Genomic DNA, 23,368 nt, shown 5'->3' with positions numbered 1-23,368 from the left:
AGCAACAACGGTGACCGCAAAACAACTTACAAATCAGTAAGTTGAATGAAAAAAAGTGGTTGACAAGCAAAACGAAGAATGTAGAATAGCCGGCCTCAGCAGCGACAACGCGAAAGCGAAGCAGCTAAAGAGTCCGAAGCGAACACAGTCTTCGGAGTTGTACCGAAGTTCAGTTCCGCGATAGCTCAGTCGGTAGAGCAAATGACTGTTAATCATTGGGTCCCTGGTTCGAGTCCAGGTCGCGGAGCCAATCTCGGGGTGTAGCGCAGTCCGGTAGCGCGCCTGCTTTGGGAGCAGGATGTCAGGAGTTCGAATCCCCTCACCCCGACCATTTTCCGGGTCGTTAGCTCAGTTGGTAGAGCAGTTGGCTTTTAACCAATTGGTCGTAGGTTCGAATCCTACACGACCCACCATGTAAAGAAGGGCATCTCAAAGAGATGCCCTTTTTTTTGAAAGACCCGGGGTGTAGCGCAGTCCGGTAGCGCGCCTGCTTTGGGAGCAGGATGTCAGGAGTTCGAATCCCCTCACCCCGACCATTTTTGGGTCGTTAGCTCAGTTGGTAGAGCAGTTGGCTTTTAACCAATTGGTCGTAGGTTCGAATCCTACACGACCCACCATGAACAAAGGGCATCTCGCAAGAGATGCCCTTTTTCTTTGCCTGTCAGAATGTTGGGCCTGCCTTGCAGGCCTTGCGCCGCGAGAGGGGCGCTAAGCGCCCCCGGCAACTGTCAGTGCAGCTTCAAGCGCGGTTCTGTACCCCGGCCAATCTTGCTACCCAGCATCATCAACGCCGTGCGGAAAAACCCGTACAACGCCATCTGGTGCATGCGGTACAGCGACACGTAGAACATCCGCGCCAGCCAGCCTTCCAGCTTCACACTGCCCATCAGGTTACCCATCAGGTTGCCCACCGCCGAGAAGCGCGACAGCGACACCAGCGAGCCGTAGTCCTTGTACTCGTAGGTCGGCAGCGCCTTGTTCTCCAGCCGCGCCTTCAGGCTTTGCGCCAGCATCGAAGCCTGTTGGTGCGCAGCCTGGGCCCGTGGCGGTACGTTGCGGTCGCTGCCGGGTTGCGGGCAGGCGGCGCAGTCACCGAAGGCGAAGATGTTGTCGTCGCGGGTAGTTTGCAGGGTAGGGCGCACGACCAGCTGGTTGATGCGATTGGTTTCCAGACCATCGATGTCCTTGAGGAAGCCTGGCGCACGGATACCCGCCGCCCACACTTTGAGGCTGGCCTGGATCACTTCGCCGTCCTTGGTTTTCAGGCCGTCCTCGGTCACTTCACTGACCGCGGCGTTGGTCATCACCTTCACCCCGAGTTTCTCCAGGGTCTTGTGCACCGGCACGCTGATGCGCTCCGGCAGCGCCGGCAGTACGCGCGGGCCGGCCTCGATCAGGGTGATGTGCATGTCTTTGGGCTGGATGCGGTCAAGGCCATAGGCCGCCAGCTCGTGGGCAGCATGGTGCAGCTCGGCCGCCAGCTCCACACCGGTGGCACCGGCGCCCACAATGGCTACGCTGATTTTTTCGCTGGCCACGTCGCCGGCGTGGGCGCGCAGGTAGTGGTTGAGCAGTTGCTGGTGGAAGCGCTCGGCCTGCTTGCGGGTATCCAGGAACAGGCAATGTTGCGCTGCGCCCAGGGTGCCGAAGTCGTTGGTGTTGGAACCCACGGCGATGACCAGGGTGTCGTAGCCCAGGGTGCGCGCAGGCAACAGCTCGCGGCCCTCTTCATCGAGGGTGGCGGCCAGTTGAATCTGTTTGCCTTCACGGTCCAGGCCGCTCATGCGCCCCAACTGGAAATTGAAGTGGTTCCACTTGGCCTGGGCCACGTAGTTCAGTTCGTCTTCCGAGGAGTTCAGCGAGCCAGCGGCCACTTCGTGCAGCAATGGCTTCCAGATGTGCGTGAGGTTGGCGTCGACCAGGGTGATGTCGGCCTGCTTGCGCTTGCCCAGGCTTTTACCCAGGCGGGTCGCCAGTTCCAGGCCGCCGGCGCCGCCGCCGACAATCACGATGCGATGAGTCATGGGAATATCTCATAAGGTTTACGGAATTCGTGCCCCAGAGGGGCGGCCGCAAACTGCACGAGGGAAGGGCGAGCGCGAAGCAGCTCATAGCACCAATCCACTCAGCAGGCGGCTGATGAGACCCAACCCGATGGTCACGGCCAGCACCAGCACAAGGAGCAGCCACGGCCGGAAGGGCCTGCGCTCGACTTGGTGCTGGGGGGCTCGCAGATACTCATCGACACGACGCTGATCTTCCGGGTTCAGGCGGCTGGTCATGGTGGGCCTCGTCAGGTAGACGTTTGTGACTGCGCAAACGCTACAGCGTTCGCGCAAGCGCTTGAAACAAATGATAATGCTTTCTATCCCTGGCGCCGAGTGTACGCCATCGCAAACATTCGCTGCACTGGATCAAAGACTGATGCCTACGTCGAAGACGATGCTGCGGCCCAGGTTGCCGCGCAGGAAGTCTGGCGCGTCAGGGTGGGCGAACAGCACCCGGGCAAAGGTTGGCCCGACCAACGACAGTGAGCGCCAGCCCTGGCGCAGGTACTCGGTGGGCGGCGGGAAGTGGGTGTTGAGGTCGAGCACTTCGCGCTTGAGGCTGGAGAACGCGATGATGTCCAGCTCGTTCAGCTCCAGCCCGCGTTCCCGGTAATTGTGCGCCTTCTTGCGCAAGGTCGGCGCCAGGCGCCCCAGCAATTCGGTGGCACTGATGCGCCGTGGGCGTGCTTCACGCCGCACCAGCTGCGCCAAGGAAAACGCACTGCGCCTGCGCTGCAGCTCTTCGCGCCATTCATCGTTCAGTCGGCGGCCCTCGTCGAGCACGAAAAATACCTCGAAGGCCGCGTCGCGGAACAACACGTCCGGCGGCTCCTGGCCGGCTGGGGTGAAGTCCTCGCTGCGATAGGGAATGTTCAACCCCTGCAACAGGCGCTGGCACACCCAACGCTCCCGCTCCCACTTGCGGGCGTTGGAGAGAAAGGCATTGGCTTGTTCGGCCTGGATGGTAAGCAGGCGCAGGTAGTCTGAGTCATCCATGCAGACAAGCTTAGCCGTTAAACCATGACGATAAGATGCTGAATTTGAATGGGTGTAGACTGGGATTGTCCATAGCATCGATAGGGGTATTTGTCAGGTGATCAGCGCGCAGGTGTTGTCCGGCACCACCGTTACCCTTGGTTGGCTGGGTTATGTGCCATTGCTGATCTGGGCGGTAAGCCGGGTTCGCTGGGTTGAGCTGTTCACCGACCGGCGCCGTCAGCATTTGCTGTTTGGCACAGTCTTTTGCCTGTTCGCACTGTGGCTGGTGAGGCGCGATTTCGATACCGGGGTGTCTTACCACTTCATTGGTATGACGGCGGTCACCCTGTTGCTGGACTGGCCGCTGGCGGTGCTGGGCGGGGTCATGGCCCAGCTTGGTTTGCTCGTGTTGGGGCGTCAGGACTTGGCAGCGTTGGGGGTGAATGGCTTGTTGCTGGTGGGCTTGCCGGTGCTGATTACCGAAGTGTGCGCGGTCTTGGTCGAACGTGCCCAGCCGCGCAACCTGTTCGTTTATATCTTCTGTTCGGGGTTCTTCCCGGCCGCGCTGACCGTGCTGGTTTGTGTGCCTGCGGCGCTGGGGGTGTTGTGGCTGGATGGGCGCTTTGCCCTGCCGGAGTGGCTCAGCGACTTTGTCGGCTACCTGTGGCTGATGATGTTCCCCGAAGCGTTCATCAACGGCATGGTCATCAGTGCGCTGGTGGTGTTCTGCCCGGAATGGCTGGAAACCTTCAACCGCACACGGTACCTGCAGGCGCCCTGGAAGGAAGATGAGCGGTGATCATGCGGTCTAGAAAATAGTGGGGGACCTTGTAGGAGCGGCCTTGTGTCGCGATGGGCTGCAAAGCAGCCCCCGTTTTTGGCGTTAGAGCAACAATTGCTGGGGCTGCTTTGCAGCCCATCGCGACACAAGGCCGCTCCTACAGGTACCGCGCCAGTCTCAAGGATTTGGTCTGGGGCAAGGGGCCCGGCACAACCGCCTTGCAATCAGCTCAGTGCCGCGGCTCCAGGTCCCCCGAATACAGCTCATCTTCGGACTCTTCCGACCCCGCAATCTTGTGCTCCTCGGCCGCCCAGGCCCCCAGGTCGATCAGTTTGCAGCGGTCCGAGCAAAACGGCCGGAACGCGCTTTTTTCGGTCCATTCCACAGGTGCGCCACAGGTCGGGCAATCGACGGTCAACGGCTGGCTCATGGCTGGCCTCCTTTCAAAGTCAGGTAAAAGTGGTGCAGGCGGTCAATCTGCTCATGCAGTGCGGCCAGGTCGCCGTCGTTGACCAGCACATCATCGGCATGGCGCAGGCGTTCCTCGCGGGCCAGTTGGGCCTGCAGAATCGCTTGCACCTGCTCGGCACTGGTGTTGTCGCGCGCCAGAGTACGGGCTATTTGCAGTTCTTGCGGTGCATCGATCACCAGTACACGCTGGGTTTTGTGGTACTGGCCCGACTCGATCAGCAGCGGCGACACGTAGATTGCATAAGGCGACTGCGCCTTTGCCAGGTAGCTGAAAATCTCCTGCCCGATCAGCGGGTGCAGCAGTTGCTCCAGCCATTTGCGCTGCGCCGGATCGGCGAAGATCAGTTGGCGCAGAGCGGCGCGGTCGAGTTGGCCGTCCGCCTGCAGCACACCCGGGCCGAAGCGCTCGACGATGCTGGCCAAGGCCGGGCGGCCAGGTTCGACCACCCAGCGCGCTGCCTGGTCGGCATCGACCAGGTGCACGCCAAGCTCGACGAAGCGTTCGGCAGCGGCGCTCTTGCCGCTACCAATGCCGCCGGTCAGGCCGAGAATCCAGGGGGTAAAGGCTGCAGTGGCCATCAGTATCCAAGCAGTTGCATGTAAGAGGCGTACATTTCATCACCCCAGAGCACAGCAATCCACCCCGCAATCGCCAGATAAGGGCCAAACGGTATCGCTGTCCCCATCGCATGCCGGCGCAAACGCAGCAAGCACAGGCCAACCAGCGCCCCCACCACCGACGACAGCAGCAGCGTCAACGGCAGCACCTGCCAGCCACCCCAGGCCCCGATCAGCGCCATCAGCTTGAAATCGCCATAGCCCATGCCTTCCTTGCCGGTGATCAGCTTGAACAGCCAGTACACGGTCCACAAGCTGAGGTATCCGGCCACCGCGCCCCACAGCGCGTCGGTCAGTGGGGCATAGATGCCAAAGGCATTGACGATAAGCCCCAGCCACAGCATCGGCAGCACCAGCGCATCCGGCAGCAACTGGTGGTCCGCATCGATCAGGCTCAGGGCCAGCAGGCACCAGGTGAGCGGTAATGCCAGCAAGGCTTCGACCGAAGCGCCAAAGCGCCAGGCCACCACCAGCGAAAGCAGCGCGCTGGCCACTTCCACCAGCGGGTAGCGCGGGCTGATGCGGGTTTTGCAGGATGAACACCGCCCGCGCAAGGCCAGATAGCTGATCACCGGGATGTTCTCCCACGCGCGAATCGGATGCGCGCAATGTGGGCAGCGGGAGGCCGGTAGGCACAGGTCGAACCGTTCGTGTTGCGCAATCGGCTGCCCCAACATCTCCTGTGCTTCACGCTGCCATTGCCGCTCCAGCATGATCGGCAGGCGATACACCAGCACGTTGAGAAAGCTGCCCACCAGCAGGCCGAGCAGCGTGGCCAGGGTGAGGAAGTACGCCGGCTGTTCAGCCAGCAAAGTCCATGAAGTCATGTTCAGATCAAGCTACCCAACTGGAAGATCGGCAAGTACATCGCCACCACCAGGCCCCCCACCAGCAGGCCCAGGATCAGCACGATGGCGGGCTCCAGCAGGCTGGTCAACTGGTCCAGCGCCTGGCTGACCTGTTCCTCGTAATGGCTGGCGGCTTTTTCCAGCATCTGGTCCAGCGTGCCGCTGGATTCACCGATGGCCGTCAGTTGCACCAGCAAAGGCGGAAACAGCGGATCACTGGCCATCGCCTGGTTCAGCCCCTGCCCATTGGCCATGCCCTGGCGCAACCGCAGCACCGCTTGCTCGTGCAGCTCGCCCCCAGTCACTCCAGCCACCGTTACAAGCGCATCCAGCAACGCCACGCCGGCGCCGTAGGATGTTGCCAGGCTACGCGCAAACCGTGCTAGCGCCGCCTGCCCCAGCAATTTGCCAAACACCGGCAAGCCCAGCACCCGCCGAGATATCCACAGGCGCGCAGGCGTGTGCTGCCGGTAAAGCTGGCGCAAGGCAAAACCCAGCACCACGCCCATCACCAGCAGTAGCGGGGCAAACCGACTCAGCCCTGTGGACAAGTCGATCACCCACTGGGTAAATGCCGGCAACGTCGTACCCATGCCCGAGAACATGCTCTCGAACTTCGGAATCACCTCCAGCAACAAAATCGCTGACACCCCCAGCCCGGTCAGCAACAGCAGCAGCGGGTAGATCATTGCCTTGCGCACCTTCTTGTGCAGCACCCGTCGCTGCTCCAGCATGCCCGCCAGCTGCTTGAGCTGCCGGTCAAGCGTGCCGGAATGCTCACCCACCCGCACCAGGTTGCAGTACAACGCATCGAACCATGCCGGGTGACGCTGCAACGCATCCGCCAGCCCCAGGCCCGAGGCCACATCCTGTTTCAATCTACCCAGCAACGCAGCCTGCGCCGCATCGCAACCACTGCGCCCCATCACCTCGAACGCCTGCAGCAGCGGCACCCCGGCCCTGAGCAATGTCGCCAACTGCCGGCTGAACCCTGCTGGGTCAGCCTTTTCGCGCCGCTTCGGCAAACGGAACGTCAGCCCGCTGGCCGGCCGCAAACTGGCCACCGTGATGCCCTGGCGGATCAGCGCAGCGCGCACATAAGCGGGCTGCGGCCAGGTGTCTGGCCGCTGACCGATGTGCCGCTGGCGTCGGTGCCGTGCCAGCTGTAAAGGAGTGAAGATGAAGTCATGCGAAGGTCCTTTTTCTGCTCCAGCGACAAGGCTGGAAACAGCTTGCCGCGTCCATGCAAAGGCATGCGTCCGTGATGCTCACTAGAGTAGTTCAGCGAAGATGACGCCCAAGCGGGCAGGGGTGACAAAAGGTGTCTGTTCAGGCCTACTGCGCCGCTGCCGGTTGGGGCGCCACGGACCTCAACGTGTTAGCGAATCAAAAAGGAAATACGTTCATGAAAGGGCAACGCGGTATCACCCTGATCGAACTGATGATCGTCGTCGCGATCATCGGCATTCTGGCGACCATCGCCTTACCGATGTACACCAACCACCAGGCCCGCTCCAAGGCTGCGGCCGGGTTGCTGGAGATCAGCGCGCTGAAGACGGCGATGGATCTACGCTTGAATGACGGGAAAGACGTAACGGGCGTGACCGAGCTGGGTGGCCAGCCGGCGACGGCGCATTGTGCGATCGCAGCCGATGGCAAGGCGGCGGATGGCAGCGGCAGCATTGCTTGCACGCTGGTGGATGCGCCGGCCAATGTGGTGGGCAAGTCACTGACTTTGAAGCGTTCGGCAACTGGATGGGCGTGCACCACCGACATCGAGGAAGGCCTGGCGCCCAAGGGCTGCAAGGGGGCTTGAGGGTAGGGTAATAAACTAGCGGAAACAGGGGTTTGCGTTGCGGGTGTGAGCAGTGGTACGTTGCGCTACACGCCGGTGTAGCTCAGTCGGTAGAGCAGCGCACTCGTAACGCGAAGGTCGCAGGTTCGATTCCTGTCTCCGGCACCAGTTCAGGTTCCAGCGAAGGCTACCAAAATCTCTGGAACCCCCGTAAAACCCGCCTTTTGGCGGGTTTTTTCGTTATAGCGTTCCGTCGGATTCCGACAGCTGCCAGCCGATTTAAGGGGGTAATGGTCGGGATAAAGTCGATTCGAGAAAGGGGTTTGCCCTTTTGGCTCGTACTACTGCTTTCTTGACTGACACCGGCTGCTCGGCCAAACCTGGTTTTGGCATCACGATGAAATGCTGGAGTGCGAACACAACCCGCGATTGAGCTTTCGTAACAAGGCCGGTTACCGCAGCCTGGTGGTCCATTCCCGTTGGATAGGGGTATTGGGGCTGCTACGCAGCCCTTCACACACTGCGCCCTTTTGCATCCTTGTCGGCACCCTATTAGTCAAATATGATACCGCTTCTCATTTGCATCAATTCTGTGACCGCTAATGGCATCCGTCGATACCGCTCAGTTCACTGCTCTGTACGAACAGCAACACCGCTGGTTGCGTAGCTGGCTGTATCGGCAATTGAGTTGCTCACACCGCGCTGCTGATTTGATGCAGGACACCTTCATGCGTCTGTTGGTCAGTGACCAGGCGTTTGAAGTCCGCCAGCCTCGGCCTTTCTTGGCCAAGGTGGCACGCAGCGTCCTGTCCAACCACTATCGCCGCGCACGCTTGGAAAAAGCCTACCTGGATGCGCTCCAGACGGAAGACGAAAGCGTGCTGCCGGATCTGGCGACCCAACTGATTGTTTTCGAGACGCTGGTTCGGCTCGACGAAGCGCTCTGCGAACTGGATGTCGCCGTCAAAAAGGCTTTTCTCTGGTCGCAACTGGACGGGCTCAGCCACGGAGAAATTGCCGAACGGTTGGGTATTTCGATCGCTACCGTCAAACGCCATATCATCAAGGCGGGTGCGCGATGCATGCTGGTGACGGGATCGCTGCAATGACGATTTCCGGTAACGCCGTTAGCCGAGAACCATCGCTATCGCCAAAAATGTGTGAGGAGGCGATGGAGTGGTGGCTCGATATGCAGGAGGCCAATTTCGATTCATCCGCACAGGCCGCTTTTGTGGCATGGCGCAGTGAACACCCTTTGCATGAACTGGCCTGGGAAAAAGCCTTGGCGCTGGGGGAGCAGCTCGACTCTTTGCGCACCCGAGGCGATCCAGACCTTGCCCGGCGGGCGCTGTTGCTTCCCTCCCAGGAAAAGCTGAGCAGGCGTCGGGCGATAAAAGGGTTGGCATTGTTGCTGGCTGCAAGCGCCGGTGCATGGATGAGTCGAGACAGCGAAATGGTGTCGCGCCTCAGTGCCGATTACACCACGGGTGTGGGCGAGCAGCGACGTGTTGCGCTGGCCTCGGATCTGTCGCTAGAACTCAATACCCATAGCGCGATAAACGCTCGTGCGACGGGCCATCGTTGGCACCTTCGATTGCTCAGCGGCGAGGTCTTGATTGATGCTGCCTTGAACCCGGCGCTATACATCGATACCGCTCAGGTTCGCACGCAAGCGTCCTCGGCACGTTTCACGATACGGCAGCTCGACAATGGCTCTACCCAGTTGGCGGTCTATCGTGGCTCGCTTCAAGTGACCCCGACTCAGGCCGGCACCTGGACTGCCCTGCAAGCTGGGCAACTGGCGCGTTTCGGGCCGCTTGGGGTGCTCGATCAGGGTGTAATGCAAGCATCCAGCCCCGCCTGGGCCGAAGGCATGATCGTCGCCAACGGCCAACCGCTTCAGGCTTTCCTCGACGAACTTGGCCGCTATCGTCATGGGTATCTTGGGTGCGACGCCGCCTTGGCCAATCTGCGCGTGTGGGGCACCTACCCGCTGGCTGACAGCGATCGAGTCATCGATGCCGTCGCCCAGACGCTGCAATTGGAGGTACAGCGTTTCACTCGCCTGTGGATCAACTTGCGTCCCTCGCCAGCGAACGTCTGAAGTTTTTTCGTCCTCGATGAGCCGTTTTGATTTCTGGCGAGACTCATAGGCCATACATCAAAAATCATCGGGGGAACTTCACATGCCTCACCGCAGTATTTCGTCGCACTACAGGTCGCTCGCCAACACATTGGGTTGCGCCGCGGCGGTTCTGATCGCTACTTCATCGCCCGTGTGGGCAGCCGCCGATAACAGCGTGCAACACTACGAAATTCCCCCGGCGTCACTCGGTACTGCGCTCAACCAACTGGGCCAGCAAGCCCATTTGCTGCTGTCGTTTCCCAATGATTTGATTGCCGGGCAAAACAGCCCTGGTTTGAGTGGTGATTACACGGTCGACGGTGCTTTACAGGTGCTACTCGCAGGCAGCCAACTCATTGCGGTTCGCCAGCCGGATGGGCGATACACCCTGCAACGAGCGCCAGCTTCTAGCGCCCTGGAGCTTCAAAGCATTTCAATTTCGGGCAAAGCGCCCGGGTCGACGACAGAAGGTACCGGGCTGTACACCACCTATTCATCCAGCAGTTCGACCCGCCTGAACCTGACCCCCAAAGAAACCCCGCAGTCGCTGACCGTCATGACCCGCCAGCGCCTGGATGATCAGCGCCTGACCAATCTCAGTGACACCCTCGATGCCACGCCGGGCGTCATCGTGTTGCGCGACGGACTGGGTGCGGAGTCTGACGGTTACTTCTCTCGGGGCTTCGAGATTCAGAACTTTGAAATCGACGGCGTGCCCACCGTCAAGCGCATGGACAACTACACCCAGAGCATGGCCATGTATGACCGTGTGGAGGTGGTGCGCGGTGCTACCGGCTTGATCAGCGGCCTGGGCAGCCCTTCAGCGACGATCAACCTGATCCGCAAGCGTCCGACCGCTGAGGCACAGGCCAGCGTCTGGGCCGAAGCCGGTAATTGGGACCGCTACGGTACCGGCTTTGATGTGTCTGGCCCGCTGACCGAAACCGGTAACGTACGCGGTCGTGTGGTCGCCGACTTCAAGACCGAGCGGTCCTGGGTCGACCGCTACAAGCAGGACTCGCAACTGATCTACGGCATTACCGAGTTTGACCTGACTGAAGACACCCTACTGACCATGGGCTTCAGTTACCAACGCACAGACGTTGACTCCCCAATGCGCTCTGGCCTGCCGACCCGTTTCACCGACGGCTCTCGCACCAACCTCAAACGCTCGCTCAATTCAGCTCAAACCTGGTCGTACAACGACCATGAACAAACCAGCTTTTTCACGTCGATCGAACAGCAGTTCGCCAATGGTTGGAGCGGGAAGATCGAGCTGACCCACTCCGAAAACAAGTTCGATGAAGTCTTCAACTACGTAAACGGTGGCCTCAACCCGGACGGAAGCGGCACCACTCAGTTGCCCGTGCGTTTCTCTGGTATCCCGCGCCAGAACAACATCGATGCCTACCTGACCGGCCCGTTCGGCCTGTTGGGCCGCGAGCACGAGTTGATTGCCGGTGTGACCTTGTCCAACTACTACGAGAACGTGCCAAGCTATGGCGGCTGGAAGTACGACTATTCCGGCTCTCCGGCCGGGGCGATCGACAACCTGCTGAACTGGAACGGCAACTCGGTAAAACCGGAATTCAACGTCACTGGCAAATCCACTAACGACGAAACCCAATACGCCGCTTATCTCGCCACGCGCCTGCATGCCACCGACGCTCTCAGTATCTTGCTGGGTAGCCGCGTGATCGACTGGCATCGTGAGATCGAGGACAAACCCTACAACGCAGAAAAAACCAAGACCAAAGAGTCGGAGACCGGCGTCTACATTCCGTATGCCGGCGTAGTGTATGACGTCAACGATACGTGGTCGCTGTATGCCAGCTATACGAAAATCTTCAACCCTCAGTCGTCCTGGGTTCGCGACATCAACAACAAACCACTGGACCCGATGGAAGGCACCGGTTATGAAGTTGGTATCAAGGGCAGCCACTTCGATGGCAAGCTGAACTCCAGCGTCGCGCTGTTCAAGATCGAGCAGGACAACCTGGCGATCTGGATCGATACCCCAGGCGGCAACACGTACAAGTCAGAACAGGGCACCACTACCAAGGGCGCTGAATTCACCCTGGATGGAGAACTGGCTGAAGGCTGGCAGGCATCTGCCGGTTATGCCTATGCAGTCAGCACCGACGCTGACGACCAACGTATCGTTACTACCCTGCCTCGCCACAGTCTGAAGACCTTCACCAGCTATCGCCTGCCGGGCATCTTGAACAAGGTCACCCTTGGCGGCGGTGTGAACTGGCAGAGTAAAACCGGTGCCGACCTGCACACCTTCACTCAGGGCAGCTATGCCGTCACCAACCTCTTGGCGCGCTACGACTTCAACCAACATCTGAGTGCGTCTGTGAACCTGAACAACGTGTTCGACCGCGAGTACCTCAGCTATGCCGGCGACCACGGTATGTACGGTGCGCCAAGAAACATCATGACGGGTATCAAGTACAACTTCTGACTTGTGCCCTTGAGGGAGGCTGGGGCTGCTGCGCAGCCCATCGCAGGCAAGCCAGCGCCTACAGCGATTGTGTGGGTGTTTGAGTTCTGCGCAAGGCCGCTGCTGGGCGATGCCACGGTAAGCACGGAACCTGTAGGAGCAGCACAAGGCTGCTCTTACCGGGTGACGCGATAGCCTGGGTGATGGCCAGGCCCCTGGCCCGCGCTGGCCTCAGAAGTCCCAGCGAGTAGTGACCATGACGTTGCGCGGTTCGCCGTAGATGGCCGAGTTATAGAAGCCGACGTTGGTGTAGTAATACTTGTCGAAGATGTTGTTGAGGTTGACGGTCGCCGACAGGTTCGGGGTGATCTGGTAGCGGGTCATCAGGTCCACCACCCAGTAGGATTCTTGCGTAACGTCCTCGTTCACGCCCTTGGGGCTGTTCCAGATCTGCTGCCAGGCCTTGTTCTGCCAACGCGCACCACCGCCAACGGTGATCTTGTCCAGGTCACCGGTGAGTTTGTAGGTGGTGTAGAGGCTTAGCTGGTCTTCGGGCTCGAAGGTGGAGAGCTTCACGTCGTTGCTGTCGCGCACCACCTTGTGGGTGTAGCCGCCCTGCACCTGCCAGCCCGGGGCCAGCTCGCCGGACACTTCCAGCTCGTAGCCTTTGGTGGTCGCCTTGCTGCCCTTGAACGCGTAGTTGGGCGGGGTAGGGGTCTGGTTGTTGTAGGCGTCATCCGGCACCGAGCGGTTGCTTTCCTTGACCTCGAAGTAGGCCAGGCTGGCGTTCAGGCGGCCGTCGAAAAACTCGCTCTTGATGCCGATTTCGTAGTTTTCGCCTTCATCCGGCTCGATCAGTTTGTTGTCGCGGTCGCGGTTGTAGTTTTCCTGGGGCATGAACACGTCGGTGTAGCTGGCGTAGACCGAGAAATTTTCGTTCAGGTCGTAGATGGCGCCGGCATAGGGAATGAAGCGCCCGGACTCGGTGTAGGTCGGGGTCAGGCCGGTCAGGCTGTAGTTGACGACGCGGCCACCCAGCAGCACTTTCAGGTCGTCGGTCACGTTCAGGCGGGTGGTGAGGTACACGCCGGTCTGGCGGATGACATCGTCGGTGCGCTGCGACACCGGACCCCAGTCGGGCTTGGGCAGGTTGCCGTGCCAGTTGTTGTAGTCCACCCGGTTCGGCACCGAGAAGGTTTCGTCCCAGTAACCCTTGCCGCTCCAGTGGGCCTTGCTGATCGAGCCGCCCAGTACCAGGTCATGCTCGCGGCCGAGCATGCTGAACGGGCCGCTCACGTAAAGGTCAGCCGAGTCGCTTGTGGTGTCGCCCTTGTAGCGTTGTGCGTTGATTTCAGCGCTGCCGTCGGGCTGCGGCTGGTCGAATTGGATGGCGCCCATTTGCGCATCGTAGCCGTTGTACTTGTGGTCCAGTTGCAGCTTGGTCACCCAGCCGTCACCCAGGTCGTGTTCCAGGGTGGCGAACACCGTGCGGGTGTATTGCTGCCAGCTGCTCCAGTCGGTCGAGTTGCTGAACGAGCGCTTGGCGTCGTTGCGCTCGCCCTTGGAATTGAGCAGCGGGAAGCTGCCAGACCAGGTGGAACCCTTGGGGTCGTTGTCCTGGTAGTCGGCGCCTACCGTCAGCAGCGTGTCAGGTGACAGGTCGAACTCGAGGATGCCGTAGAACACCGAGTTCTGGCTCGAGTAGCGGTCGATGAACGAATGCTTGTCCTGATAGGCGGCCACGGCCCGGCCGCGAACGTTGCCGGTTTCGGTCAGCGGGCCGCTGACATCCAGTTCGCTGCGGTAGTTGTCCCACGAGCCTGCACCCAGGGTGGCGTGGCCCTGGAAGTCGGCGGTGGGCTTTTTGCGTACCAGGTTGATGGTGCCGCCCAGCGAGCCTGCGCCGCTGAGTAGGCCGGATGCGCCCTTGAGTACTTCGATACGGTCGTAGATCGCCATGTCGCTCAGGGTGTTGCCTGCCGAGTAGGCGACGTTGCGCACGGCGGAGGGGATGCCGTCGTACTGGAAGTTGTTGATCGAGAAACCGCGCGAATAGTAGTTGGTGCGATCAGTGTCGTAAGCCGACACGGTAATACCTGGGGTGTGGCGCATGACTGCGTCGACAGTGTTGAGGGCAAAGTCATCCATGTGCTGACGAGTGACCACGCTGATCGACTGCGGGGTTTCCCTGGGTTTCAGCACCAGGCGGGTGGCCGTGGCGATGGTGCCGGGCGTGTAGGACCCCGTGCCTTCGGTGACGGTGCCCAGCTGGTTGCTGATGATGTTGGTTGCACTCAACTCCAGGGCGCCACCACTGTCGGCAACGACCTCCACCGTATAGTTGCCACCGCTATTGAGTGCCCGAAGGCCAGTACCCGCCAGCAGCTGGGCCAGGCCCTCGTCAATGTCATAGCTGCCATTGAGCCCAGCGCTGCGCTTGCCGGCGGTCAGCTGGGCGTCGGCAGAAAGCAGGATGCCGGCCTCGCTCGCGAAGCGGTTCAACGCCTGATCCAGGCCGCCGGCGGGGATGGCGTAACTGCGTGATTGCTCGCTGGCGCCAGCCGATGTTGCGGGCAGCGCCAGTAGAAGGGGGCTGCTGCAAAGCAAGCCGGCAAACAGGGTGTGACGAACCGCAAGGCTCAATCGAGAACGGGGTGTTGTGGGCAGATACGGCATTCTGACTGTTCCTCTTGAGAATGCTTCTTGGTTAAATTCAAGAGGTATCCCGGACGAGTCGGTAAAACCGACAACGGGCAGCAGCGTTTTTTTCATTCATTGCCGTTGCAGCACTTGGGTAACGCTGGTCATGCGGGACTGATGGTGGTCCAATAACGTGTCAGGCGGTGTACTTTTACCGGTAGGGATTGCTCTAGCGCTGTAAGTACGCGGTCGGTGTCTGCCAGCGGAAAAACGCCGGTTAGCGGCAGGGCGGCGACGGCAGGGTCGCAGCGCAGCATACCGGCCCGATGGCGAGCCAGTTCTGCGGTGAACTGCCCGAGCGGCATGCGCTCGGCGATCAGCCGACCATCGTGCCAGGCGATGGCGTTGAGATTCGCGGGTGCGATGTCACCGATCTGGGTGGTGGAAAACCAGCAACCTTGTCCGGCTTGCAGGCGTATGGCGCGAGCCTGACGCGGGCGCAGTTCCAGTTCGCCCTCAAACAGGTCGACCTGGCATTTATCGTCATGTTGGTACACGGAAAAGCGCGTGCCGAGTGCCAGGACATCCCCGGCTATGGTGTCCACGATCAGTGGGCGTTGCGCGGGGTCATGGCCGCTGTCGAGCAGCAACTCCCCAGCGAGCAGGCGAATGCGGCGCTCGCTTGCGCTGAACTGGATATCAACCGCGCTACCGCTGTTCAAGCCAAGCCGGCTGCCATCGGCCAACGTGCGCTGCAGGCGCTCACCCGTGCCGCTGCGCAGATCTGCCATGGCCTCGCGCCAAGGCAATTGCGATTGGACGATGTAACCGCTGCCGCCAGCCAAAAGCAGGGCGCTGAGCAGTTTCAGCGTCTGTCGACGGCGCGCGTCAGGCTGCTCCCGTAGCACGGCCAGCGCGGTATCCGCTGACACACCGCTCAGGGTATGTTGCAGGTGCTCCAGGCGCTGCCACGCACGGGCATGTTCCGGGTCCGCATTTCGCCACTCAGCAAAGCGACGCTGTTGTGCCTTGTCCAGCTCGCCGCTCCATTGCAGCATTAACCAATGGCTGGCCTGTTCGACGATGGCTGCGGCGATGGGCGTTTCGTTGGAAGTTTTCATTCGGCGTACAGCACCTGATAGCAGGCGGTGATGGCGCGCAGCATGTACTTTTGTACCGAGCTGACACTGACTTCGAGGCGTTCGGCGATTTGGCTATAGGTCAGCCCTTCAAACTGCGACAGCAGGAACGCCTCGCGCACCTTCGCCGGCATGCTGTCGAGCATGGCGTCGATCTGCATCAGGGTTTCGATCACGATGGCGCGGGTTTCCAGCGACGGGCTTTCTGGTTCGGGGAGGGCGGCCAGGCTCTCCAGGTAAGCGTGCTTGATCCGTTGGCGGCGCCATTGGTCTATGACCAGGTTGCGGGCGATCTGGGCCAGGAAACGGCGGCCGTCGTTCTGCTCTGGCAGGCGTCGCGTTACCAGCAGGCGCAGGAAAGTGTCCTGGGCAATATCCGCAGCCCGTTCTCGATCACCAAGGCGCAGACGCAGCCAACCTTGCAGCCAGCCGTGGTGGTCGCGATAAAGGCTGTCGAGGGGTTGTAACGGGGCATCAGTGGGCACGTTCCTCTTCCCGTCAATTGGCCGCAGATAAGAATCAGTTGCAATTGTAGGGGGGAAGAGGAAATTTGGAAACTGCCTTTGCCGGAATCGGCTGCACAACCTTCTGGCGATGGGGCGTGCAGCTTGAGCAATGCCCCGGGATCAACTCACAGTAATTGCCGCATTCAAGACCAGCACCACAATCAACCCGACCACCGCCACGATGGACTGCACCACCGAGATGGTCCTGGTGGCTTCGCCCATGGTCATCCCAAAGGACTCTTTCACCATCCAGAACCCTGCATGGTTCGCATAGTTGAAGAACAGCGAGCCACAGCCGATGGACAAGGCCAGCAACGGCAGGTTGAGGCTGGGGTCAGCACCCGCCAGCGGTGCCAGCAAGCCGGCAGCCCCAACGATACCTACCGTGGCGGAGCCGGTAGACACCGAAAGCAACATCGCGATCAACCACCCCAGCATCAAGGGCGGGAAGGCCGATTGCTGAGTCAGGTGCACAATGGCATCACCCACCTTGGCGCTGGTCAGCATCTCCTGAAAAGCCCCGCCGCCGGCGATGATCATGATGATCGAGGCGATAGGCTTGAGGCTTTTGCCCAGTGCATCGCGCAGGTGTTCGGCGTCACCGCCGCGCGCCAGTACCAGGCTGGCGCCGGCGAACAGCACGCCCAGCAACATGGCGATCAGCGGGTTGCCGAGGAAACTGGCCAGCTCCAGCAACGGGTTGCCCTTGGGTAGCAGCATCTCGGCGACGGCATGCACCAGCATCAGAATCGCCGGCAGCAACGCGGCCAGCATGCCGATCGCTACGCCGGGGCGGGGTTGATCGTCGGCTTTTTCAGCCAGGGTGAACTGGTCCAGCAAAGCCTGATCAGGCCGAGTGCTCATGCGCGGCGAAATGAACATGCCATACAGCGGGCCGCCCAGGATCATTGCCGGGATAGCCGCCAGGAAGCCGTAAAGCATGGTGGGCCCAACCGAGGTCTTGAGTACCGCGATGGCGGTCAGGGGGCCAGGGTGCGGCGGTACCATGCCGTGCATGGCAGCCAGCGCCGAAATCACCGGCACGCCTACATACACGTATGCAGAGCCCTTGAAGCGGGCCTTGCTTTCCAGCTTGCGCGCCACGCTGAAAATCAGCGGCAGCATGATCACCAGGCCCACTTCGAAAAACATGGGGATGCCAATGACGAAGGCAACCAACATCATGGCCCACGGAATCATGCGGTCCGAGGTGCGCTTGAGGATGACATCAGCGACCTGCTCGGTGACGCCAGCGTCAGCCAGAATTTTGCCGAGCATCGCGCCAAGGGCAATCACCACCCCGACGGCCCCCAGGGTTTTTCCAGCGCCGGTAAGCAAGTGGGAGACGATGCTGCCTGGCTCCATGCGGGTAGCGAAGCCCACCCCAATGGACACCACCAGCAAGGCCAGCAGCGGGTGCATCTTCAGGCGCGACACGATGAGTGCCACCAGCACCAGGACACTGACCAGAGCGGTCAGTAGCAGCTGTATATCCAAGGGGGTCATTCAGGCAGTCTCGGTTGGGCGGGCGCTTTAGCTGAAGGGGTGAATCCGAGGCGGGTGCACACAGGGGCAGCACCGGGCGAAAAAGCATTGCAGGGCAGAGCATTCATGGGGTGATTCACCTTGTTATTTGGTCATCTATATGAATCCTCTCAAAGTATTCGCGTTGCGGCGGGAGACTGTCAAGAGCAGGCAGTCGGGTCTTGGCGGGCGTGCCGATGCGGGTTGGCTCTGATGGCCAGGTATCGCCTTCGGGTGGCCTTTTGGCCCCAGCGGGCAATACTTCTTTCTATACGCAGGCGTGTTCCTAGTGGCGCGCGCCGCTGGGAGGTGTCTGGTGAACAAATTGACAATCGTAGGTGCCGGCCTGGTCGGCGAGGCCGCGGCGCAGATCATTGCCCGGGATGAGTTGTGCCGTGAGCTGGTGTTGATGGATGTTCAGGGCGAGCTGGCGCAGGGCAAAGCGCTGGACGTGTGGCAGGCCGCCGTGGAGTCTGGCTCGGATACCCGAGTCTACGGCGGGGCCAAGGCCGAAATGCTGGACGGTTCCGACCTGGTGGTGATTACGGCGGGCGTACCGCGCAAGCCCGGCCAGTCACGTCAGGATGTGCTGAGCATCAACCTGCCGATACTGGATGGCATCATGACGGACATCAAACACCATGCCCCGGCAGCGACGGTATTGGTGGTGTCCAACCCGGTCGACGTGCTGACCTATCGCGCCTGGAGCGTCAGCGGGCTGGGGCGCGACAAGGTGTTTGGGCAGGCGGGCGTGCTGGATACCGCACGCATGAAGTGTTTCATCGCCGAGCAAACCGGCTTTTCTGCCAAGGACATCACGGCGCTGGTGCTGGGGGGGCATGGCGACAGCATGGTGCCGCTGATGCGCTACTGCCAGATCGGCTCGGTGCCGCTGTCGCATTTTCTCTCCAGCGAGCAGATCGAGCAGATTGTCGAGCGAACTCGCAAAGGCGGCGGCGAGATTCTGGGCTTGAAGAAGATGGGCAGCGCCTGCGATGCACCGGGCGTGGCGATTGCACAGATGGTGGATGCCATCGCCAATGGGCGAAACCGCATTTTGCCGGCTGTGGCGATTCTGCAGGGTGAATATGGGCGCAAGGATATTGCCATGGGCGTGCCCTGTGTACTCGCAGACGAGGGGCTTGCGCGGGTGATCGAGTTGCCGCTGGATGCGCAGGAACAGGCGATGTTCGACCAGTCTGCGGATCAGGTGGCGCGGGATATTGATGAGATGAAGGCTTTGTAAGCGAGGGGCAGATCACGCGCCGCGCAGGTGGCGCTCGGTTTCTAGACCAAGCGCCACCCATGACCAACGCCGCCGACGTTCCGCGCTCCAATTGCCCGTTCCCAGTGCTACAGCCCCAGGCCTCGAACTGGAGGCACTCTACCGTTTCCATCACGGCTGGATCCGCCAGTGGCTGCAGCGCAAGCTCGGCAATGCCCAGGATGCGGGGTGCAAGGCGCCCGTTGTAAATGAAAACCCTTATCGTTAAAGTCAGCGCCTTCTTCCCCCGCCCGGGTCGCCCCCACGCATGAAGACCGAAGAGCTGGAACTGGCTTTCAAGGCCCATGCCGGAGAGTTGCGCGCGTTCCTGTACCGCCAGTTGCGCAACACCGACACCGCCGCCGACCTGGTGCAGGAAACCTACCTGCGCATGCTGCGCCAACCACCCCGGGCCCCGGTGCTGAACCTGCGCAGCCTGCTGTTTCGCATTGCCCGCAACCTGGTCATCGACCACACCCGCAGCCGTGGCACGCGGGGGCAGCATGACGAAGGTATGGCGTACCTGTACGAAGTCACCGGCGAAAGCCCCGAGCCATTTGCCGAAGTCGCCGCCCGGCGCGAGCTGGCGCTGATGGCCGAGGCGTTGCAGCGCCTGCCGCCACGTTGCCAGGAGATTTTTCTGCTGTGCCGCCTGGAGGGTATGGCGCACAAAGCGGTGGCCGAGCAGTTGGGCGTTTCCGTGAGCACGGTGGAGAAGCAGTTGGCCATTGCGCTGGACTTTCTGGGCCAGAGTTTGCAACGTTGACCGTTATGCACAAGCCTTCCGCTCCCCTCGACCCCTCACCTGACGTACGCCGGGCTGCCCAGGCCTGGGTAGTGCGTCTGACTTCGGGGGATGTGCGGCCTGGCGACGTGGAGGCGGCGCGGGCCTGGTGCGCGCAGGCGCCGGAGCATCAGCAGGCGTTTGTCGAGGCAAGACGGCTATGGGCGTTGAGCGGGCAGCTTCAGGCCCCTGCGCGGCGGCGTGCGCCGGCCCGGCAATGGGCGTTGGCCAGTGCGGCGGTGCTGGTGCTGGGCGTCGGCGTGGCGTTGGCCTGGCATGGGCAATGGGGCGCGGATTATCGGACCGGGGTAGGGGAGCGCCGGGTTGTCACGTTGAGTGATGGCTCGCGTATCAGCCTGGATGCCGAGTCGGCTGTGGACGTTGAGATGAATGACCGGGCGCGGCGTATCACCTTGCGCAAGGGCGAGGCGGTGTTCGAGGTGGCGCATGACCCGGCACGGCCGTTCACCGTGCAGGCAGGGGCGGTGCAGGCTACGGCGTTGGGTACTGTGTATGCAGTGAGCCGTGAGGGCGCGTCGGTGGGGGTGGTGGTCAAGCGTGGGCGGGTGGCAGTCAGTGATACCGCCGACCGGGTCGAGCTTTCTGCCGGTGAAGCGGTGGGGCGAGAGGCTGGGCGGTTGGGCGGCAAGCACGGGCTGGATGTGGACAGTGCACTGGCCTGGCAGCAGGGGCGGCTGGTGTTCGAGCAGGCGCCGCTGGCGCAGGTGCTGAAGGCTCTGGAACGGTATCGGCCGGGGTGGTTGCTGATTGGCGATGAGCAATTGCGTGGGCTCAAGGTCAGTGGCACCTTCCAGCTGGACCGGCTGGATGAAGGCTTGGCGACCCTTGAGCAGGCGTTCCCCCTGAGCATTCATCGGTACTCGGATTTTCTGCTGGTGTTTGAGGCGCGCGACTGAGCACGGGTTAGCCTGCATCGACAATTATTTTTACGGGTCTGTCACAGTCATCCGTCATCCCTTCTCAAAAACGAATGCTTCGTATTTGAAAGGGGAGTGTGATGGACCGAGGGCAATTTCGCAGGGCGTCGATGACGTCGTTTTCTTTGCTGTGCGCGCTGCTCCCAGGGCTGGCCCTGGCCGAGCCGCGTGAGTTCGACATCGCCCCGCAACCCCTGGCCAGTGCGCTCAACCGTCTGGCCGCGCAGGGCGGACTGCAGGTGATCTTCGATGGCAATTTGGTGCAGGGCAAGAGCAGCCGAGGCGTCACTGGGCGGCATGAACCGGAAGCGGCGCTGTCCGAGCTACTGCAGGGCAGTGGCCTGACCTGGCGCGCCACCGGCAGCACCAGCGTCACCTTGGAGCCCGCTGCGCAATCGTCTGGCGCGCTGGAGCTTGGGGCCACGTCGATCGTTGGCCAGGCCTACAGCTCCGTCAGCCCGGACGATGGCTACGTGGCCAAGCGCTCCTCGGTCGGCAGCAAGACCGACACCCCGTTGATCGAGACCCCAGCCTCGGTCTCGGTCATTACCCGCGAGCAGATCGAGGCGCAGCAACCCAAGACCGTGGCCCAGGCGCTGCGCTACACCCCAGGCGTCAACACCGAACTGGCTGGCCCGCAGTTCGTCGTCGATCAATTGTCCATCCGCGGTTTCCAGCAGGGCACCGGGCGCATGCTGCGCGATGGCACCCGTACCTTCCTGCCGGAGTTTCTCGGCTGGGACGCGCCAGAACCGTATGGCCTGGAGCGCATCGAGGTACTGCGTGGTGCCAGCTCGGTGTTGTACGGCGCCTCGGACCCAGGCGGGCAGATCAACCTGGTGAGCAAGCGCCCCACCCAGCAGCCCTTGCACGAAGTGCAGTTGCAGGCCGGCAACCTGAACTATCAGCAAGGCGCCTTCGACCTGGGTGATGCGCTGGATGACGAAGGCATCTGGAGTTATCGCCTGACCGGCCTGTTCCGCGAAACCGATGCCCAGACCGATCACATCACCAACCGCCGGCAGTACATCGCCCCGGCGCTCAGCTATCGGCCCAGTGCCAATACCGAGTTCACCCTGCTGGGTGAGTATCAGCGTCAGACTGGTAACTTCGCCAACTCGCTTCCCGCCAGCGGCACCGTGTTCCGCGATGCGCGTGGCCGGCTGGACCGTGACACCTACGTGGGCGACAGCGCCTACGACTTCATGACCAACGAAAAGACCTCGTTGGGCTATGTGTTCGAACATCACTTCGATGAAACCTGGACCCTGCGCCAGAATGTGCGCTACAGCAACTACCGCCAGGCCAGCAGCGAAATCGCCTTGTTCGGCCCAGTCGGCGGTGGGCAGTATTCGCGTTACAGCGACCAGCGCAAGGGCGATGGCCGTTTGTTTACGGTGGACACCCATGTTCAGGCCGACTTCGCGACCGGGCCGGTGGAGCACACTTTGCTGAGTGGGGTGGACTACAACAACGGCAAGTTCGACCAGCAGCAGTCACTGGACTTCATCCTGCAAAGCTTCGACCCGTTCCAGCCGGTGTACGGTCAGCCGCTGAGCACAGTGCCGTTCAGCTTTGCCAGCTATGAGCAGAAGCTGTCCCAGACCGGCGTGTACCTGCAGGACCAGCTGCGTATCGACAACTGGGTGTTGCTGCTGGGCGGGCGCTACGACTGGGCGGTCAACCAGAAGGACGATCGCGCCCCGCAAACTCAGAAGGACGAGAAATTCAGCGGCCGTGCCGGGTTGGTCTACCTGTTCGATAATGGCCTGGCGCCGTACGTCAGCTACAGCGAGTCGTTCCTGCCGGTGATGGGCATTACCGCCGATGGCACCCAGCTCGACCCGGAAACCGGCAAACAGTACGAGCTGGGCCTGAAATACGAGCCACCGGGCAGCAACAGCCTGTACACCATCGCGGTGTTCGAGCTGACCAAGCAGAACGTCACCGAGACCATCAACGGCTTCAGCCGCCAGGAAGGCGAAGTACGCTCACGCGGTGTCGAGCTGGAGGCCAGAACCGAGCTGGCGCCGGGATTCAACCTGATTGGCAGCTACACCTGGAACGATGTCGAAGTTACCCAGTCCGAGCGCGGCACCCAGGGCAATACGCCGTTCCGTACGCCGGAGCACATGGCCTCGCTGTGGGCGGACTACCAGTTGCAAGGTGGATCGCTGAACGGGCTGCGGCTGGGCGCTGGCACCCGTTATGTGGGTAGCACCTTCGGCGATGCGCAGAACAGCTTCAAGGTCGACAGCTACGTGCTGGTGGATGCGATGGTCAGCTACGAGTTGGGCAAGCTGGACGCTTCGCTCAAAGGCGTGGAGCTGGCGCTCAATGCCAGCAACCTGTTCGACAAGGAGTATGTGGCCGGCTGTTTCAGCGATATGGGCTGCCAGTATGGGCAGCAGCGCACGGTTTACGGGACGGTGACGTATAACTGGTGATTACCCAAGGGGCCGC

At 61.3% G+C, this 23,368-nt stretch carries 19 protein-coding genes, 6 tRNA genes and 1 pseudogene; 15 read left to right on the top strand and 11 right to left on the bottom strand.

The window, feature by feature from the left end; all coding sequences use genetic code 11:
- Positions 1-174 precede the first annotated feature (174 nt).
- The 5 genes from Q9451_RS27445 to Q9451_RS27425 all read left to right on the top strand — a co-directional run bounded on the left by Q9451_RS27445 (position 175) and on the right by Q9451_RS27425 (position 617).
- Positions 175-250 (top strand) — tRNA-Asn (locus Q9451_RS27445).
- A 4-nt stretch (positions 251-254) separates the two neighbouring features.
- Positions 255-331 (top strand) — tRNA-Pro (locus Q9451_RS27440).
- 6 nt (positions 332-337) lie between these two features.
- Positions 338-413 (top strand) — tRNA-Lys (locus Q9451_RS27435).
- 46 nt (positions 414-459) lie between these two features.
- A tRNA-Pro gene (locus Q9451_RS27430) sits at positions 460-536 on the top strand.
- 5 nt (positions 537-541) lie between these two features.
- Positions 542-617: transfer RNA gene (locus Q9451_RS27425), tRNA-Lys, on the top strand.
- Positions 618-728: 111 nt separating this feature from the next.
- Here the strand turns inward: Q9451_RS27425 and Q9451_RS27420 are convergent.
- The 3 genes from Q9451_RS27420 to Q9451_RS27410 form a co-directional block, all read right to left on the bottom strand.
- Positions 729-2,024, bottom strand: coding sequence for an NAD(P)/FAD-dependent oxidoreductase (locus Q9451_RS27420; protein ID WP_012270390.1), 1,296 nt, complete (start codon positions 2,022-2,024; stop codon positions 729-731).
- 84 nt (positions 2,025-2,108) lie between these two features.
- Positions 2,109-2,282: a DUF3094 domain-containing protein gene (locus Q9451_RS27415; RefSeq protein ID WP_008091951.1), complete on the bottom strand. Its 174-nt coding sequence runs from the start codon at positions 2,280-2,282 to the stop codon at positions 2,109-2,111.
- Between the two features lie 132 nt (positions 2,283-2,414).
- The gene (locus tag Q9451_RS27410) at positions 2,415-3,044 is read right to left on the bottom strand and encodes a DUF1780 domain-containing protein (RefSeq protein ID WP_003247546.1); all 630 of its coding nucleotides are present in this window, start codon (positions 3,042-3,044) and stop codon (positions 2,415-2,417) included.
- A 97-nt stretch (positions 3,045-3,141) separates the two neighbouring features.
- Between Q9451_RS27410 and Q9451_RS27405 the strand changes: the two genes are divergently transcribed.
- Positions 3,142-3,825, top strand: coding sequence for an energy-coupling factor ABC transporter permease (locus Q9451_RS27405; RefSeq protein ID WP_012270391.1), 684 nt, complete (start codon positions 3,142-3,144; stop codon positions 3,823-3,825).
- Positions 3,826-4,036: 211 nt separating this feature from the next.
- On the opposite strand, the gene yacG is transcribed toward Q9451_RS27405, so the two are convergent.
- The 4 genes and pseudogenes from yacG to Q9451_RS27385 all read right to left on the bottom strand — a co-directional run bounded on the left by yacG (position 4,037) and on the right by Q9451_RS27385 (position 6,933).
- The gene (yacG, locus tag Q9451_RS27400) at positions 4,037-4,237 is read right to left on the bottom strand and encodes a DNA gyrase inhibitor YacG (protein ID WP_012270392.1); all 201 of its coding nucleotides are present in this window, start codon (positions 4,235-4,237) and stop codon (positions 4,037-4,039) included.
- Entirely contained in the window at positions 4,234-4,857 is a 624-nt protein-coding gene (gene coaE / locus Q9451_RS27395) for a dephospho-CoA kinase (RefSeq protein WP_012270393.1), read from the bottom strand. Before coaE ends, yacG begins: the two co-directional genes overlap by 4 nt.
- Positions 4,857-5,723 (bottom strand): A24 family peptidase, encoded by an 867-nt coding sequence (locus tag Q9451_RS27390; protein WP_012270394.1) that lies wholly within the window; start codon positions 5,721-5,723, stop codon positions 4,857-4,859. The genes coaE and Q9451_RS27390 overlap by 1 nt, the downstream gene beginning before the upstream one ends.
- 2 nt (positions 5,724-5,725) lie before the next feature.
- Positions 5,726-6,933 (bottom strand): annotated as a pseudogene (locus Q9451_RS27385) (type II secretion system F family protein).
- A gap of 216 nt (positions 6,934-7,149) precedes the next feature.
- Here Q9451_RS27385 and Q9451_RS27380 point away from each other — a divergent pair.
- The 5 genes from Q9451_RS27380 to Q9451_RS27360 all read left to right on the top strand — a co-directional run bounded on the left by Q9451_RS27380 (position 7,150) and on the right by Q9451_RS27360 (position 12,131).
- The gene (locus Q9451_RS27380; RefSeq protein WP_012270395.1) at positions 7,150-7,560 is read left to right on the top strand and encodes a pilin; all 411 of its coding nucleotides are present in this window, start codon (positions 7,150-7,152) and stop codon (positions 7,558-7,560) included.
- Between the two features lie 71 nt (positions 7,561-7,631).
- Positions 7,632-7,707, top strand: a tRNA-Thr gene (locus tag Q9451_RS27375).
- 434 nt (positions 7,708-8,141) lie between these two features.
- Complete coding sequence (locus tag Q9451_RS27370; RefSeq protein ID WP_012270405.1) at positions 8,142-8,648, top strand: sigma-70 family RNA polymerase sigma factor; 507 nt, start codon at positions 8,142-8,144, stop codon at positions 8,646-8,648.
- Positions 8,645-9,643: a FecR domain-containing protein gene (locus Q9451_RS27365; protein ID WP_012270406.1), complete on the top strand. Its 999-nt coding sequence runs from the start codon at positions 8,645-8,647 to the stop codon at positions 9,641-9,643. The genes Q9451_RS27370 and Q9451_RS27365 overlap by 4 nt, the downstream gene beginning before the upstream one ends.
- Positions 9,644-9,725: 82 nt before the next feature.
- Positions 9,726-12,131: a TonB-dependent receptor gene (locus Q9451_RS27360; RefSeq protein WP_012270407.1), complete on the top strand. Its 2,406-nt coding sequence runs from the start codon at positions 9,726-9,728 to the stop codon at positions 12,129-12,131.
- Positions 12,132-12,341: 210 nt separating this feature from the next.
- Here the strand turns inward: Q9451_RS27360 and Q9451_RS27355 are convergent, their stop codons facing one another.
- The 4 genes from Q9451_RS27355 to Q9451_RS27340 all read right to left on the bottom strand — a co-directional run bounded on the left by Q9451_RS27355 (position 12,342) and on the right by Q9451_RS27340 (position 17,901).
- Positions 12,342-14,786 carry a TonB-dependent siderophore receptor gene (locus Q9451_RS27355; protein WP_012270408.1) on the bottom strand — a complete coding sequence of 815 codons (2,445 nt, stop codon included), beginning with the start codon at positions 14,784-14,786 and terminating at the stop codon, positions 12,342-12,344.
- A gap of 128 nt (positions 14,787-14,914) precedes the next feature.
- Complete coding sequence (locus Q9451_RS27350) at positions 14,915-15,871, bottom strand: FecR domain-containing protein (protein ID WP_012270409.1); 957 nt, start codon at positions 15,869-15,871, stop codon at positions 14,915-14,917.
- Positions 15,868-16,374 carry a sigma-70 family RNA polymerase sigma factor gene (locus tag Q9451_RS27345; RefSeq protein ID WP_012270410.1) on the bottom strand — a complete coding sequence of 169 codons (507 nt, stop codon included), beginning with the start codon at positions 16,372-16,374 and terminating at the stop codon, positions 15,868-15,870. Before Q9451_RS27345 ends, Q9451_RS27350 begins: the two co-directional genes overlap by 4 nt.
- A gap of 141 nt (positions 16,375-16,515) precedes the next feature.
- Complete coding sequence (locus Q9451_RS27340; protein ID WP_012270411.1) at positions 16,516-17,901, bottom strand: gluconate:H+ symporter; 1,386 nt, start codon at positions 17,899-17,901, stop codon at positions 16,516-16,518.
- A 334-nt stretch (positions 17,902-18,235) separates the two neighbouring features.
- Here Q9451_RS27340 and Q9451_RS27335 point away from each other — a divergent pair, with 334 nt between their 5' ends.
- From Q9451_RS27335 to Q9451_RS27320, 4 genes are all read left to right on the top strand, one after another.
- On the top strand, positions 18,236-19,165 hold the full coding sequence (locus tag Q9451_RS27335) for a malate dehydrogenase (RefSeq protein WP_012270412.1): 930 nt from the start codon (positions 18,236-18,238) through the stop codon (positions 19,163-19,165).
- A 286-nt stretch (positions 19,166-19,451) separates the two neighbouring features.
- The gene (locus Q9451_RS27330) at positions 19,452-19,949 is read left to right on the top strand and encodes a sigma-70 family RNA polymerase sigma factor (protein ID WP_012270414.1); all 498 of its coding nucleotides are present in this window, start codon (positions 19,452-19,454) and stop codon (positions 19,947-19,949) included.
- 5 nt (positions 19,950-19,954) lie between these two features.
- Positions 19,955-20,884, top strand: a complete 930-nt coding sequence (locus Q9451_RS27325) for a FecR family protein (protein ID WP_012270415.1) — start codon at positions 19,955-19,957, stop codon at positions 20,882-20,884.
- Between the two features lie 131 nt (positions 20,885-21,015).
- Positions 21,016-23,352: a TonB-dependent siderophore receptor gene (locus Q9451_RS27320; protein ID WP_345960814.1), complete on the top strand. Its 2,337-nt coding sequence runs from the start codon at positions 21,016-21,018 to the stop codon at positions 23,350-23,352.
- The last annotated feature ends 16 nt before the right edge of the window (positions 23,353-23,368 follow it).

Source organism: Pseudomonas sp. NY8896, from assembly GCF_039634505.1.
Note: the sequence above shows the minus strand (reverse complement) of the source record. Positions and strands in the feature narration are given on the sequence as shown.

Excerpts from the sequence above, each read along its gene's own strand:
- yacG (WP_012270392.1), bottom strand. The coding sequence starts at position 4,237 with ATGAGCCAGCCGTTGACCGTCGATTGCCCGACCTGTGGCGCACCTGTG.
- Q9451_RS27380 (WP_012270395.1), top strand. The coding sequence starts at position 7,150 with ATGAAAGGGCAACGCGGTATCACCCTGATCGAACTGATGATCGTCGTC.
- Q9451_RS27355 (WP_012270408.1), bottom strand. The coding sequence starts at position 14,786 with ATGCCGTATCTGCCCACAACACCCCGTTCTCGATTGAGCCTTGCGGTT.
- Q9451_RS27365 (WP_012270406.1), top strand. The coding sequence starts at position 8,645 with ATGACGATTTCCGGTAACGCCGTTAGCCGAGAACCATCGCTATCGCCA.
- Q9451_RS27420 (WP_012270390.1), bottom strand. The coding sequence starts at position 2,024 with ATGACTCATCGCATCGTGATTGTCGGCGGCGGCGCCGGCGGCCTGGAA.
- Q9451_RS27410 (WP_003247546.1), bottom strand. The coding sequence starts at position 3,044 with ATGGATGACTCAGACTACCTGCGCCTGCTTACCATCCAGGCCGAACAA.
- Q9451_RS27325 (WP_012270415.1), top strand. The coding sequence starts at position 19,955 with ATGCACAAGCCTTCCGCTCCCCTCGACCCCTCACCTGACGTACGCCGG.
- Q9451_RS27415 (WP_008091951.1), bottom strand. The coding sequence starts at position 2,282 with ATGACCAGCCGCCTGAACCCGGAAGATCAGCGTCGTGTCGATGAGTAT.
- coaE (WP_012270393.1), bottom strand. The coding sequence starts at position 4,857 with ATGGCCACTGCAGCCTTTACCCCCTGGATTCTCGGCCTGACCGGCGGC.
- Q9451_RS27360 (WP_012270407.1), top strand. The coding sequence starts at position 9,726 with ATGCCTCACCGCAGTATTTCGTCGCACTACAGGTCGCTCGCCAACACA.
- Q9451_RS27390 (WP_012270394.1), bottom strand. The coding sequence starts at position 5,723 with ATGACTTCATGGACTTTGCTGGCTGAACAGCCGGCGTACTTCCTCACC.
- Q9451_RS27370 (WP_012270405.1), top strand. The coding sequence starts at position 8,142 with ATGGCATCCGTCGATACCGCTCAGTTCACTGCTCTGTACGAACAGCAA.
- Q9451_RS27330 (WP_012270414.1), top strand. The coding sequence starts at position 19,452 with ATGAAGACCGAAGAGCTGGAACTGGCTTTCAAGGCCCATGCCGGAGAG.
- Q9451_RS27320 (WP_345960814.1), top strand. The coding sequence starts at position 21,016 with ATGACGTCGTTTTCTTTGCTGTGCGCGCTGCTCCCAGGGCTGGCCCTG.
- Q9451_RS27340 (WP_012270411.1), bottom strand. The coding sequence starts at position 17,901 with ATGACCCCCTTGGATATACAGCTGCTACTGACCGCTCTGGTCAGTGTC.
- Q9451_RS27350 (WP_012270409.1), bottom strand. The coding sequence starts at position 15,871 with ATGAAAACTTCCAACGAAACGCCCATCGCCGCAGCCATCGTCGAACAG.